General features: G+C 64.2%; 14 protein-coding genes. 4 read left to right on the forward strand and 10 right to left on the reverse strand.

From position 1 onward, the window contains the following. From KDH83_RS24740 to KDH83_RS24750, 3 genes are all read left to right on the forward strand, one after another. A partial coding sequence (locus tag KDH83_RS24740) for a hemagglutinin repeat-containing protein (protein ID WP_212320664.1) occupies window positions 1-2,372 on the forward strand: 2,372 nt, incomplete at its 5' end. Beyond that, window positions 2,369-3,082, forward strand: a complete 714-nt coding sequence (locus KDH83_RS24745) for a hypothetical protein (RefSeq protein WP_212320665.1) — start codon at window positions 2,369-2,371, stop codon at window positions 3,080-3,082. The genes KDH83_RS24740 and KDH83_RS24745, both read left to right, overlap by 4 nt. Before the next feature lie 440 nt (window positions 3,083-3,522). Beyond that, the gene (locus KDH83_RS24750; protein WP_212320666.1) at window positions 3,523-4,314 is read left to right on the forward strand and encodes a hypothetical protein; all 792 of its coding nucleotides are present in this window, start codon (window positions 3,523-3,525) and stop codon (window positions 4,312-4,314) included. 51 nt (window positions 4,315-4,365) lie between these two features. Here the strand turns inward: KDH83_RS24750 and KDH83_RS24755 are convergent, their stop codons facing one another. The 10 genes from KDH83_RS24755 to KDH83_RS24800 form a co-directional block, all read right to left on the reverse strand. Further along, the gene (locus tag KDH83_RS24755) at window positions 4,366-4,839 is read right to left on the reverse strand and encodes a DUF2000 domain-containing protein (protein ID WP_212320667.1); all 474 of its coding nucleotides are present in this window, start codon (window positions 4,837-4,839) and stop codon (window positions 4,366-4,368) included. A gap of 77 nt (window positions 4,840-4,916) precedes the next feature. Next, the gene (locus KDH83_RS24760) at window positions 4,917-5,294 is read right to left on the reverse strand and encodes a VOC family protein (protein ID WP_249205332.1); all 378 of its coding nucleotides are present in this window, start codon (window positions 5,292-5,294) and stop codon (window positions 4,917-4,919) included. A 182-nt stretch (window positions 5,295-5,476) separates the two neighbouring features. Continuing rightward, a complete protein-coding gene (locus tag KDH83_RS24765) occupies window positions 5,477-6,160 on the reverse strand; it encodes a M24 family metallopeptidase (protein WP_249205333.1) in 684 nt (227 codons plus the stop codon). Between the two features lie 178 nt (window positions 6,161-6,338). Further along, window positions 6,339-7,622, reverse strand: coding sequence for an FKBP-type peptidyl-prolyl cis-trans isomerase N-terminal domain-containing protein (locus KDH83_RS24770; protein ID WP_212320669.1), 1,284 nt, complete (start codon window positions 7,620-7,622; stop codon window positions 6,339-6,341). Then, window positions 7,619-8,062 carry a hypothetical protein gene (locus tag KDH83_RS24775; RefSeq protein ID WP_212320670.1) on the reverse strand — a complete coding sequence of 148 codons (444 nt, stop codon included), beginning with the start codon at window positions 8,060-8,062 and terminating at the stop codon, window positions 7,619-7,621. The genes KDH83_RS24770 and KDH83_RS24775 overlap by 4 nt, the downstream gene beginning before the upstream one ends. A gap of 355 nt (window positions 8,063-8,417) precedes the next feature. Then, window positions 8,418-9,221, reverse strand: a complete 804-nt coding sequence (locus KDH83_RS24780) for an IclR family transcriptional regulator (RefSeq protein WP_212320671.1) — start codon at window positions 9,219-9,221, stop codon at window positions 8,418-8,420. A gap of 93 nt (window positions 9,222-9,314) precedes the next feature. After that, the gene (locus KDH83_RS24785) at window positions 9,315-10,085 is read right to left on the reverse strand and encodes an amino acid ABC transporter ATP-binding protein (RefSeq protein ID WP_349291665.1); all 771 of its coding nucleotides are present in this window, start codon (window positions 10,083-10,085) and stop codon (window positions 9,315-9,317) included. 13 nt (window positions 10,086-10,098) lie between these two features. Then, window positions 10,099-10,758, reverse strand: a complete 660-nt coding sequence (locus tag KDH83_RS24790) for an amino acid ABC transporter permease (protein ID WP_212320672.1) — start codon at window positions 10,756-10,758, stop codon at window positions 10,099-10,101. Between the two features lie 5 nt (window positions 10,759-10,763). After that, window positions 10,764-11,426, reverse strand: a complete 663-nt coding sequence (locus tag KDH83_RS24795; RefSeq protein ID WP_103274742.1) for an amino acid ABC transporter permease — start codon at window positions 11,424-11,426, stop codon at window positions 10,764-10,766. A gap of 54 nt (window positions 11,427-11,480) precedes the next feature. Then, complete coding sequence (locus tag KDH83_RS24800) at window positions 11,481-12,317, reverse strand: transporter substrate-binding domain-containing protein (protein ID WP_212320673.1); 837 nt, start codon at window positions 12,315-12,317, stop codon at window positions 11,481-11,483. Between the two features lie 240 nt (window positions 12,318-12,557). Between KDH83_RS24800 and KDH83_RS24805 the strand changes: the two genes are divergently transcribed. Further along, window positions 12,558-13,728, forward strand: a 1,171-nt coding sequence (locus KDH83_RS24805) for a DUF445 domain-containing protein (protein ID WP_212320674.1), incomplete at its 3' end; no start/stop codon positions are given.

Below are 13,728 nucleotides of genomic sequence, written 5' to 3' on the forward strand. Positions count from 1 at the left end.
TCCAGTCGGGTGGCGACACCACCTTCAAGGGCGCCTCAGGCAAGGCCGAGCAGATTATCGCGTCGGTGGGCAGCAATCTGCTGCTGGAGAGCCTGCAGGACACCAGCAAGTACGACGCCAAGAATCAAAGCGCGGGTATCGGTGCGTCGATCTGCCTGACCGGCACATGCACGAGCAGCATTAGCGCCAACGCCGGCGCCGGCCAGATGAAGAGCGACTTCAAGTCGGTGACCGAGCAGACCGGCTTGTGGGCAGGTGATGGCGGTTTCCTGATCGACGTGAAGAGCAACACGACGCTGATCGGCAGCGTCATCGCCAGCAGCGACAAGGCGGTAGCCGACGGGCTGAATAAGCTGAGCACAGGCACGCTGGTGACGGAGGACGTCAAGAACAAGGCCAACTACAGCGCTTATCAGGTTTCGGTGGGCGGCGGCATCGGGTTGGGTGGCGGCGATAAGAGCGGCGGCACGGGCCTGGGCACGACCAAGGACAACCAGGTCGCGGGCGGCGCGAGCAAGGAGGCGAGCACCTCGCTGCCATCGTCGGGCAACGTGTCGATCAAGCCGCCGATGGTCGCGGCCGCCAGCGGCAGCGGCAGCTCGACCACGGGCAGCGCCATCAGCGGCGGCACGATCGTGATCCGCGACGAGGCGGGTCAGCAGGCGCTGACCGGCAAGACGGCGGCGGAGACGATCGCTTCGTTGAACCGGGATACGTCGGATACGTTGAACGCGCTCAAGCCGATCTTTGACAAGGAGAAGATCCAGGCCGGGTTCGACATTATGGCCGAGGCGAGCCGGCAGACGGGGCAGTTCCTGACGAATCGGGCGGAAGAGGCCGATGCGCTGGAGAGGGCATACAAGGCTGAGACAAACCCCGTCCTAAAGGAGCAATTGAAGGCAGAGTACCAAGACGCGTTGAAGTGGACTGTAAGCGGCGAATATGGCCGGACGTTGTCCATAGTCATGGGAGCAGCGAGCGGCAATGTCACGGGCAGCGCCGGAGAGTTCGTGCAGCGCGCTGCGGTGAGCTACCTGCAGGCACTGGGAACGGCCCAGGTGAAGGAAGTTGCCGACGCGCTCAATAGCGAAGTTGCCCGCGCAGCGTTGCAAGGACTCGTCGGATGTGCAGGAGCAGCGGCTCAACGCGCCAGTTGCACCGCGGGCGCAAGTGGCGCGGCGGCTAGCGTTGTGCTCAACAATCTCCTGGACAGCTGGTCCGGCAAGACTGCGGAAGGCTTGACCGCCGAAGAGAAACAGACGCATACCAACATCATTACCAGCCTGGTGGCAGGAGTTGGCGCGGCGTTGGGCGGCGACAGTCGAGTTGCAGCACTGGCGGCGCAGATCGAGACGGAGAATAACTACCTTGGTCAGATAGGCACGGACTCTGCAAGGTCTGAGCAAGTGCGATACGACAGGTTGATGAGTGAATGTCAAAAGGGCATTCAGAACTCTTGTGAGCAGGCCAAGGAAATGAACGCCATGTCCGAGCAACGAGACAAGGCGCTGACAGTCGCTTGTTTTCAACCAGGATCGCTGCCTTGCCAGATTGCCGTCAAGCAGGTGATGGAAACCGGCAACATTGTGCTCTTCGGCAACAAGGAGGGAACGCCGGTCGTTTATCCGGCCAACACGCCAATAATCCAAGCGACGCCAGACGTGAGAGGCGGATCTTTCCAAGGTACGCTGTCCAATAGCGTTGCCGAGGGCTTGGCCATCGATAGTAGCGGCTTCGCACTGGGGGGGATTCTTGTTAGCCGCGCAGTGCTGCAAGCCGTAGTACGTCAAGCCGAAGTATCGGCGTTGGGCGGTAGCGTACTGGGTAAGGTGGGTTCGGCTGAACGTCTGGCCACGGGAGGAACAGTTGGCAGCAAGGCAGACAGCTTGTTGCCCAACCTTAATACTCGGGTGCTTACGGAGACTGAGGCAAGGGCCTTGACGAGTGAGAACAAAGGCTTGATCTATGTCGCTGAGAGTCCAAAGGGTAATCAGGCTGCACAGAATTTTCAGGCAGGAACTAGCGGCGCTTATACTGATTTGGCGACAGGTAAATTGGCCGTGCCGGCATTGCGGTACAACAATCCGAAATTGGATGGTATTAATTTTGTAAAATTTGACGGTATTGAAAAGGCCGCTGATGGATCCGCAGTTTTGCTTATTGATGCTAAGACAAAACTGGCGATTTGGAATCAAGCAGCGCAAGAGTCGGTGTTGAGTACCTTGAGGCGAGTGCGAACTGCAGTGGAGCAAAATCCCGGCTATAAGGTTATTTATGAATTTCCAAACGCCAAGGTTGAGGCGCAGGCTAATAAATTTATACGAGACAACGATTTTGATAAAATTATCACAACTCGGGTGAGGGCCCCATGAGCGCTGCGGATATTGAGCTATGGTTTTATGCTAGGCCGAATAGGGGTTTTAGCATAGAACAGCGGCATGCCAGGGTCATGGATGGCATGTCTAGATTTGGAGCTCCCTTGGGTTTCAAAGGTCTTAATCTACCTATCGCTCCGGATTGTGGCGGTGAGTTGGCTGCGGTATATGGAATAAAACTACCTGTTAGAGGACTTAAGTTCATCGGAGACTATACCTATCGCGGTGAAAAATATGTGTACCACGATCGTGCTTATATGGATGAGCACATACGGTATGGATTCAAAATTTCCAATAAGAAAATTGATTATTCCGATGTTGTAAAGAACCAAATTCCGAAAGTTGTTGAGGCTTTTGAGCCATATCGCGTCCGTGTTGACTATGATATGTATGCTTTTAATTATCAAGGTAGATCGCCTGAGGATAATCCGATTTACTTTAAATTGCGCGAGGATGAGTCTATAAATATTGATGGGCGAAATAATATATACACGTTATATCCTGCTCAATTCTGGGATGCGGAGCTTTGCGAGCGCGCGCTGGGATATGGGCCAGATGAAGTGGTCGCGCGGTTACAGGGTAAGGTACAAGACGTGCGGCGGCTGACGAACGGCGTGTATCTTGTGCTCAATGATGATCCGGAGCTGACTTATGAGGATTTTGTGGAAATGAATCAGCGAATCAAGCCAATGTTGGGGGTGGTTTAGTCCGTTCGGCATAATCCCGCAGCGTGGTTAAATCGTAGCCCTGGGCACAAGCCAGGTGAAGTTGGGGCCCATCAAGCTGACGGTGACTCTGCGCCTGTGCCGTGCAGATTCCGGCGAGTATCGGAGGCTCGCGCAGACGGATTGCGGGATTTCGCTGAGGGATTATTCCCAGCGCGGACCGTGCTTGAGCGGTGCACGGAAGATTATTTCTGGCAGTGCGTCAAGCACGACCGGCTGCGCTTCACGGTATCGGGCGTGCAGGGCAAGTAGATGGGCAGGCAATAAGACCGGCGGGCGACCGGACGGGTCAGGCAAGGGCCGTGGGTCACTCCCCGCAAGCCCGCTTTCGAGAATTCGTAGCCCTTTAAACAATTGGTGACGCCCCGCCGGAAAAACTGCGCCACAATGCGCCACCGTATTCGCGCCGACCAGGTACAACGATGAAGAAGACCCTTGCGCTGCTGATGTGCGCCGCCTTGCCCGTCATTGCCGCCGCGGCCCAGCCCGATGTCGAAGCGTTGAAGCTGAACCCGCAGAACAATCTGTACTGCAATGAGCAGGCCGATTGGTGCGTCGGGATCAAGCTGGACGGCGGATTCGAGGACAACGGTCCCTTTGCGTCCGGCCGTAGCCTGCGCGCCGATTACCGCATCTGGGACCTGCCGGATATTCCGAACTTTTCCCACTTCACTGTCTGGCCGCACCTGATCCGCCTGAGCGAGGAGCGCGCCCTCGTTGGCGTGATCGGCCCCGCCGAGCCGGACTACAAGCAGGAGATCCAGTTTTCGGGCGGCAGTTTCTCGCGCAAGGACCTGTATTTGTTCATGGTCGATCTGGACCAGAAGGTCTCGGGCCTGGTGCACCTGATGCCCTTTAGCGCCCAGGCGTCGATCCGGTCCTGCTTCAACGAAGCGGATCAGCAGCGACGCGAGGCTAATTGCATGGATCAGTATCGCTACGACGCCGTGCTCAAGGCGGTGGCGGGCGGGCAGTCGTATCCGGACCTGCAGGTCACCACCCAGGCCACGCGCGCACCGGCGGGGGCCAGCCGCTATGCGGATTCGAGCAAGCTGCCGGCGCCGACGGCGGCGCAGTCGCAGCCGCAGGCCGACAAACAGTGCAGCTATACCGTGACCTACAAGTGGAAAGAGGAAGGTTCGGTGTATCGGCCCGCGACGCCGGTGCCGGATTGCGCCGAGTTCCTGGAGGCCCAGCCGCCGAAGAAGGGCTAGGGCGTTCCGACGTTCTTGACGGCCTTGCCGGGCGCGTGCCATCGCGGCGGCCTAGCGCAGCATCGGCAGGCTGCCCGTCAGTCCGTTGACCCACCGCCGCGCGCCGGCCAGCCCTATACCCAGCATGGGCAGGCCGCGATGCGCGGATTCCCGGTGGCGTTCCCAATAGGCGTGGCAGTCGTGGATGCCTTGCGCATAGGCGGGAAACAGCGCCAGCCCGCCGCCGGCGGGCGACTCCATGGGCAGACGGTCGCACAGCGCGGCCATCTGCGCGTCACTGGCGCTGAGGATGATGATGGGCAGGTGCGAAATCGCCGATGAGTGCAGTCCCTCGGCATCGCGCAGCGGCTGCGCGGCCCAACCGGGTTGGCCCGCGCCCAGGCCGGCGGCGATGCAGGCGGCGGCGTTGGCTGCTTGGCCTGGGCCGAGGCCGGCCGACAACACGATGACGACTTTCTCTGGCGGGGCGGGGGCGGGCGCGACAGGCGATCCGGTTTGATCGCCGGCGGTGTTAGGGGCGTGCATGGCGCGGCTCTAGGCAAAGCCGCCATGCTGGCGCGTCCGTCGCGCCGGGTCTTGAACGCGCGTGAAGATGGCGACGTTCAGCGCGGGCAGACGCGGATGCGGTGGCCGTCGGGATCCAGGGCGACGAAGGTCAGTCCGAAGACTTCGGCGACGGGCGGCTGCTCGATGGGTACGCCCAGCGTCTGCCAGTGCGCGTGGAGGCTGCGCACGGCGTCGTCGTCCGCAACAGTGAAGGCGATTTCGCTGCGGTGGCCCGAGACGGGCGGTGGCGGGTTGACACGGTGAGAGGCCCACAGGCCCAGCACGTAGCCGCCGTCCAGGGCAAAGGCGGCATAGCTCGGAAAGGCATCCAGCGGATCGCGGTCGAGCAGGCGCTGGTAGAAGGCCACGCTGGCCAGCGGGTCGGCGACATACAGCAGGAACAGGTTGAGGCGGGCGGGAACGGGAGAGGGCAAGATGGGCTCCGGAAGCAACAAAAGGAGCCGTCATCCTAGAGGGTGATGCTGCCAGATTCTGGCAGTAGTCATGTGGGCGCCTGTTCGCGCGGAAGAGGTCTTCTGCGGCGCCCGGATAGCGCCGTCGGAGGGTTCGCGTCCGTTGGCAGGCGCCTGGTTCAAGCCGCCTGCGGCGCGCAGGCTCAGGCCGCCGCGTCGTCGCGCATCAGGATGTCCTCATAGAACGCGCCAAAGGGCCGTTGCGGATGGGCGATCTGGATTTCCAGGATCCAGATGCCCGTGTCCGGACAGAGGCCGAAGTCGCCCAGGCTGCCGGCCTTGTAGATGGCATGCGGGAAGTCGCTGACGCGGTGGCCCTTGATGTCCAGGTTCAGGCGCCAGCCCAGCGCCTCGGCGCGGCTTGCGGCTTGCGCGTACAGGTCGGCGCCGCTCAGGTGCTGCGCGCGCCAGAGTTCGCTGACCTCGCGCCAGAGCTGGCGCGCGGCCAGGGCGGCGGCCTGCATGTCGCGATCCGAGCCGGTGACGAAGGTATCGCCTGCGTCGCCCTCGTGGCCGTCCCAGACCGGGCCGATGTCGACGAAGTAGATGTCGTCTTCGCCCAGCACGCGCCCGGGTTCGGAGGCCTGCTTGAAGGTTTTGAGCGTGGCGGGACCGAAGCGCACGATGGTGGGATGCCAGATCCGATCGATGCCCATGGCGAGCAGATGGGCGCTGGCGGCCTCGCGGGCCTGTTGCTCGGTCATGCCGGGGCGGATGAGCCTGCCGATTTCCTGGACGGCTTGCATGGAACGCTCGCGCGCGTGCAGCATGGCTTGCGCGGAATAGGCCTGGCCCACGGCCTCGCGCGGGTCGATCGTCTTGGTCAAATCCCTGCTCCCTGGCCGTTCGCGGCCGTCTTGTTTCCATGTCCCGGGGCCGGCGCCTGGATCAGGCGGCGAAGGGAGCATCGAAATATAGTCATCTATATTGCGGCGGCATCATAGCGTGGATTCGCGATGCGCCGGGGCAGGCCGGCGCGTCGCGGGGCAGGGAAGCGGAAGGGATCTACTTGATGCCGGCCAGCTTGATCGTGATGATCGAAACGGTGCCAGGCGGGATGCCCGATGCGGCATGGGCCTGGGTCACGGGGGTGAGGATCTTCGCCGAGCCGCCAAGCCCCAGCTGCTTGACGATGCTCTGGAACAGCGGCGGCAGGTCCTTGACGTGGCTGCTGCGAGTTTCCCGGACCAGTTCTTCGCCCGTGGAGAGCTGTTCTTCGATGTCGAACAGGATTTCGTTCTTGTCCGCCACGCTCGGCGACTTGTCCTTGTCGAGAATCCTGTAGATCACGCCGTCCGGCATCTTGACGGCGCCTTTTTCCTTCGCGGCCGCCGCCAGCAGGGCCTTGCTCTCCTTTTCATTCTTGGACAGCATGGCGGTTTCCAGCTGCTGCTGCGCGCCGTCGAGTTCGGCCGAGAGCTTGGCCTGGGGCAGCTGCAGGCGGTTGTTGATCTTGTCGGTGAATCCTTGCGAGAACGCCTGCAGGTCCAGCTTCTTGCCGATGGAGGCGAACTTCTGGGTCTCCTGCGGCGCGCTTTCCGCGTACCAGGCGCCGACGGCATAGCTGACGCGCACGTCCTTGGGCGCCGCGTCGTTGATGACGATGCGCCCGGCGCTGTCCGCCTTGTCCGCCTTGGCCTGTTGCGTGGATTGCGCGGCCTGCTGGTCCCTCAGTTGCTGGTTCCTGAGTTGCTGATCCCTGAGCTGCTGGTTGGCGGCCTGCAGGTCCGCCGCCTGTTGTTTCAGGCCGGCGATTTCGGTTCGCGCCGTGCCCAGGGCGGCGCTGAGCGCGCTGTCTTGGGAGGCGTTGCCTGCCGTCGCCGTCCTGGCGCTGGCGAGTTCGGCCGCCAGGGCGTCTCTTTGCGCTTGCGCGCCCTCAAGCTGCTGGCCCAGTTCGCGGATGCGGGCCTGGTTCTGCGCCTGCTCGGCGGCCTGGGCGCTGGATTCCGGCGAGCTGTTTCCTTGAGCCTGCCGCTGCGCCAGCTGCTCGATGAGCAGCGCGTTGCCCTGTTCCATCGCGGCCAGCTTCTGCTCCAGTTCCTTGAGCTGTTCGTTCGCCTGCCGCAATTGGCCGACGAGTTCCGCGTTGGCGCTCGGCGCTTGTGCCGGGCTGGCCGCGCGTGGCGAGCCGGGCTGTGCGGGAACGGGATAGGCCTGGGGCCGGGCCTGTCCGTCGCCGATGATGCGCTCCTGGGCCAGCCGGTCCAGCAGGCTGGTTTCGATGGCAAACGCCGCCTTGCTGGAAAGCAGCAGCGTGCCGCAAAGCGTCGCGTAGACGTACTTTCTCATAGCTTGTTCAGGCTTTGGGCGCGGGTCCTCATATTGGAATAGACCGCGCTGTTGATTCGAACGCAAACCAGGGAGAGCATTTTCTTCACTTCCGTCAGCATGATTTCGGAGGCGTTTGCGTCGATGAGCGTTTCGTTGGATTTGTAGATCCGGAAGTTCTCGTCGATGGCATTCATCTGCTCACGGTATTTTTCGTAGGTCGCCGGATCCAGGTTCTTCAGCGCGGAAAACTCTTGATAGCATTTTTCTTCCTGGTTGCGCGCCTCGGGTTCCTCTGAGACGCGCGCGGGGCTGATGGTGTTGCAGCCCGTCAGGATGAGCGTCGCGAGCAGGGCGGCTGCGCCGGATAGATGGAATCTCATTAAACGTCCTCGGGAATTTCTGATTGCCTTGCTGAGTTTCTGCGGGGAGGCGAGCAGCGGATCTTGGTCTTGGGTCAAGCAACGAGCGCAGGTGATGCATGGGTTCGAAAAATGGGCGCGCCAAAATAAATGACCTCCCGGAGGGAGGCGTGCGCGCATTGCTTTTTCTGCCACGGAATTAGACTATGGCCATCGGAATGGCGGCATAAGACAATTCTGAATTCGAGACTGGGACTCGGAGACTGCCCCGCATTTACAAGGGGAAATCTGGGCTGCGTGAAATCGATGCATTGCATCGTTTCAAAGCGTCAGCCGCGAGCGCTGTCACACCGCGCCAGCAATGCGCCATGCGCGATGAGTGACGAGCGGCGAGCGGCGAGTGGCGAGCGATGCGGGCGCGGAAGCGATCGCGGCGGCCAGTGGCCGCCGAGGCTCAGGCGCGCGAGGATCGCGCCGGCGAGGGGTTGAAGCCCAGTTTTTCGGAGATCTCGCGGGCCGCCCGCAGCAGGCTGTCGAGATAGGCGTCGCGGTTGTTCAGGCCGTCCTCGCGCGGCGTCACCAGGCAGAGCGTGGCGATGCAGGCGCCGTCGGCCTGGCGGACGGGCGCGGCGAAGCAGTGAGTGAAGTTCTCGACCACGCTGTTGAAGGCGAAGTAGCCGTCGCTGGCGGCGCGCCGGACCTCGGCGATGAAATCGGCGGCCGCGAGCCGGCCGCCGTCGGGCATGACGAAGTCCTCGGGCGGGATCAGCGCGCTGATCTGCTGGTCCGACAGGTGCGCCAGCAGCAGCCGGCCCGACGCGGTCCAGGGGATCGGAACCAGCTCGCCCACGCTGGACGAGATGCGGAACGGCCGCAGTCCTTCGCGCATCATGGCAACCGTGTACTTATTGCCTTCGAGCAGGCACATCTGCGCGGTTTCGCGGGTTTCCTCGGCCAGCCGGACCAGCATGCGGTCGCATTCGCGCATCAGGTCGAACTGTTCGGCGTAGGCCGTGCCCAGGAAATACAGGCGGCGGCCCAGGAACACGCGGCCATCGCCGCCCTGGTATTCGAGCATGCCGTGTTCGAGCAGCAGGTTGACCAGCTCATAGACGGACGAGCGCGGCGCGCCGATGGCCGCGGCGATTTCGTTGGGGCGCAGGGGCTGGCGCCGCACGCGCAGGAATTCCAGGATCTCGAACGCGCGGTCCAGCCCCCGGGTGCGTTTCGCCACGGTGTCGCCGGGGGCGTCGGCCATGTTCATCTCCAGTACCTCGTTCCGGTGGGATCCGTCCGCAAGTCGCGGACGGCCATCATAGGCGATCGGGCGAGCGGCCGCCGGCGGCGGGTCCTAGCTGAAGCTCGACGACTTGAGGAACTCCGCGAGCCGCTCGGTCCGGGGGCGCGCGAACATCTCCCTGGGGTCGCCTTCTTCGCAGATGACGCCCTGGTTCATGAAGATGACGCGGGACGATACTTCGTAGGCGAAGCGCATTTCGTGCGTGACCAGCAGCATGGTCATGCCGTCGGCCGCCAGCGCCTTGATGACCTGCAGCACCTCGCCCACCAGCTCGGGGTCCAGCGCCGAGGTCACTTCGTCGAACAGCATCAGCCTGGGCGCCATGGCGATGGCGCGGGCGATGGCCACGCGCTGCTGCTGGCCGCCGGAGAGCTGGCCGGGGTAATGGTTGGCGCGGGCCGCCAGGCCCACGCGTTCCAGCCATTGTTCGGCGATGGCGCGGGCCTGGGCCTTGTCCAGCTTCTTGACCTTGATGAGGCCCAGCATGACGTTCTCGGCGGCGCTCATGTGGGGGAACAGGTTGAACTGCTGGAAGGCCATGCCGGTCAGCGCGCGCTGGCGGGCGATGTCCTTCTCGCTCTTGCGCCGGCGCTGGCCGCCTTCGACGTGGTGGCCGATTTCCTCGCCGTCCAGCCGGATGGTGCCGCCCTCGAATTCCTCCAGCATGTTGATGCAGCGGAGCATGGTCGTCTTGCCCGAGCCGGACGAGCCGATGATGGAGATGACTTCGCCTTCGCGCACGGCGCAGTCCACGCCCTTGAGCACTTCGTTCTGGCCGTAGGCCTTGCGCAGGCCCGCGATGTCCAGGATGGTGTTGGCCACGATGGTGATCTCCTCAGGACGGCAGCGCGGTCTTGCGCTCGACGTATTTGCCAAGGCGCTCGATGCCGAAGTTCACGATGAAGTACAGGCCTCCGGCCAGGAAATAGAACTGGAGGCTCATGAAGTTGCGCGAGATGATCTCCTGCGTGCGCAGCAGCAGCTCGGCGACGCCGATGACGGACAGCAGGGTGGACGCCTTGACCATCTCGGCCGCCGTGTTGACCCAGGCCGGCAGGCATTGGCGCAGCGCCTGCGGCCACAGCACCGACGAGAAGGTCTGGGTGAAGCTCAGGCCGATGGCCTTGGCGGCTTCGGTCTGGCCCCGGGGAATGGCCTGCAGCGCGCCGCGCACGATCTCGCCGACGTGCGACGAGCAGAACACCGCCAGCGCCAGCACGCCGGCCGCGAAGGGCCCCAGGTCCAGGCCGATGGCGGCCGACACGTAGTAGCTGGCCAGCACCAGGACCAGCACCGGCGTGCCGCGCACGATGTCGATGTAGGTCCGCAGCGCCAGGCGCGCGGCCCGGCCGCCATAGGTCAGCGCCAGGCCGGCCAGCACGCCCAGGACGGAGCCCGCGGCGATGGCCAGCAGCGAGATCGACACCGAGACCGCCAGGCCGTTCAGGATGACGTGGCGGGCGGCCCACAGTTGTTCAAGAAAGGTCTGCGACATGGGATTCACCTGGGCAGCGCCAGGCGGCGCTCGATCAGGCGCAGCGCGGCGGCGATGAGGAAGCAGCAGGCGACATAGAGCGCGGACGTGACGATCCAGGTCTCGATGACGCGGAAGCTCTCGACGTTGATCTTGCGCGCGGCGAAGGTCAGTTCGGGCACGGCGATGACGGCCGCCAGCGAGGTGTCCTTGAACAGCGAGATGATCGTGGACGATAGCGAGGGCAGCACGTTGCGCAGCATCAGCGGCGCGATGATGGTCGCGCGGATCTGCGTGGGCGTCAGGCCTATCGCCAGTCCGGCCTCGGTCAGGCCGCGCGGGATCGACAGCAGCCCGGCGCGGAACACCTCGGCCAGGTAGGCGCCGGAATAGAGCGACAGCACCAGCATGAAGCTCTTGATCTTGTCGATCCGGACTCCCAGCTGGGGCAGCGCGAAATAGGCGAACAACACCAGCACCAGGATGGGCAGGTTGCGCAGCAGCGTGACGTACAGCCGCGCCGGCGCGGACAGCGCCAGGCGCCTGGATGTCAGCGCGAAGGCCAGGGCCAGGCCGATCGCCGCGCCGATCAGGATGGAAACCGCGGCCAGGCCCAGGCTCAGCGCCAGGCCGCTCATGAGGTACTCGAAGTTGCGCCAGACGGCGCCGAAATTCAGCGTGTAGTCCATGCGTCGTTCCCGCAAGCAGGGTGGCGGCGAGGACGGCCCCGCCGCGGGCGAGGATCAGCGGTATTCGACCGGGAAGCCGATCTGCGGCGGCGGCAGGTCCTTGCCGAACCAGGTCTTGAACGACTTGGCGTAGGCGTCGAATTCGACGCCGGTCATGGCTTCGTGCAGGGCCGTGTTGACGAAGTTGAGCCAGTCCTGGTCGCCGCGCTTGACGGCGCAGGCGTAGGTCTGCGGGTTCCAGCCATAGCCGGCGTCCTTGAAGCGGCCGGGATTCTGCGTCATGTACCAGGCCAGCGAGGACTGGTCGGTGGCCACCGCGTCGGCGCGGCCCGAGGCCAGCGCCTGGTAGATCAGGTCCACGGACTCGTATTGGTCGACATTGGCCTTGGGCAGCGCGGCGCGCACCATCGGTTCGGCGTAGACGTTCTGCAGTACCGAGATCGTCACGGACGAGCCGGCTTCCTTCAACGCGGCGTAGTCAGCGTACTTGCCGTCGGCCTTGAGCATCAGGCCCACGCCTTCGCGGTAGTAGGGAATGGTGAAGGCGACCTGCTGGGCGCGTTCGCCCGTCACGGTCATGAACTGGCAGGTGATGTCGACCTTGTTAGTGGTGATGTTGGGGATGCGCGCGTCGGACGACTGGTTGACGTAGGTGATCTTGTCGGGATTGCCGAACAGCGCCTTGGCGATGATGCGGCCCATGTCTACGTCGAAGCCCTGCAGCTTGTCGTCCGCGCTCTTGAAATGCCAGGGCGCGTTGGTGCTGCCGGTGCCCAGGACGAGATGGCCGCGGGCCAGCACGTCTTCGAGCTTGCCGGCCTGGGCGGGCGCGGCGGACAGGAGGGCGGCGGCGGCCAGCGACAGCAGGCCGGCGCGTACGGAAGTGGTCATGGCATTCCCCTTTGGATGGAAGCGGTGGTGGCGATCGTTATGTCCGTTATATCGGACATATGTCTTTTTTATTGGATCGATGCATTAGGCGTCACGGGTCATGCCTTGTCAATCAAGGGTTTCCACGGCCTGGCGCCAGCGCGCAAGGCAGGTTTGCGAGGCGGGAACGACAGGCGGACGGCGGGCGGCGCGCGCTTGGTATGCTGCAAAGCTGATTCGTCCCTCGAGCGCCACGACCGCATGACCGACACGCCTCGCCACGACACGCCCGCCGTTCCTCATTCCTCCCTGGCCTCGGACGCGCGGCGCGCGCAGCTGCGGCGCATGAAGATCGCCGCGTTGCTCCTGCTGGCCGCCATGCTGGGCGGTTTCGTGGCCAGCCACGCGATGGGCGGGCATGGCGTCTGGGCCTGGGTGCGGGCGTTCTGTGAGGCGGCCACGGTGGGCGCGCTGGCGGACTGGTTCGCGGTGGTGGCGCTGTTCCGCCGGCCGCTGGGGCTGCCGATTCCGCACACCGCCATCATCCCCAGCAACAAGGACCGCATCGCCGACAACCTGGCCGTGTTCGTGCGCGACCATTTCCTGGACCCGGACACGCTGCTGGAAAAACTGCGCGTGTTCGATCCGGCCGCGCGCCTGGCCCGCTGGCTGGAGCGGCCACGGCAGGCGCGCGTCCTGAGCGAGGGCGCGCGCCGCGTGGCGCTGCAGACGCTGGATCTGCTGGACGACCGCGCGGTGCGCGGCGTGATCCAGGAGTTCGTGGTGTCCAATCTGCGGCGCTGGGACGCGTCCGCCACGGCCGGCGAGGTGCTGGGCCTGCTGACGCGCGACGGACGCCATCAGGAGCTGCTGGACGCCGCGCTGGAGCGGCTGGGCGGCTACCTGGGCACGGAAGAGGTGCGCGAGCGCGCCTCGAATCTGCTGGTGAAGTTCGCGCGCAAGGAATGGCCGCGCATCATCGCGGCCGTGGACGTGATCGCCTCGGTGGACGGCATCGCCGACAACCTGGCCGACCGGCTGGCGCGCGCGCTGGTGCAGGAGCTGCGCGAAGTGCTGTCGCAGCCGGATCATCCGGTGCGCCAGGACTACGAGGGCTGGCTGCAGGACTATATCGGACGGCTGCGCAGCGATCCGGCGCTGGCGGCGCAGGCCGAGGCGCTCAAGCAGCGCGCCATCGATCACCCGAAGGTGCAGGAGTACGTGCGCGGACTATGGGACGACATCCACGCGGCGCTGCGGCGCGACCTGTCCACGCCGGACTCGGCGCTGGCCGCGCACCTGGAAAGCGCCTTGCTGGCGATGGGCCGCAAGCTCGCGGAGGATGCGGCGCTGCGCGAGGCGCTGAACCGCCACGTGCTGGGCGCGGCGCGCCGGCTCACCGGCAGGCTGCGCGCCGCGCCCAGCACGTGGC

Origin of the sequence: Achromobacter sp. Marseille-Q0513, from assembly GCF_018195695.1 — a bacterium.
Taxonomy (GTDB): Bacteria; Pseudomonadota; Gammaproteobacteria; order Burkholderiales; family Burkholderiaceae_B; genus Achromobacter.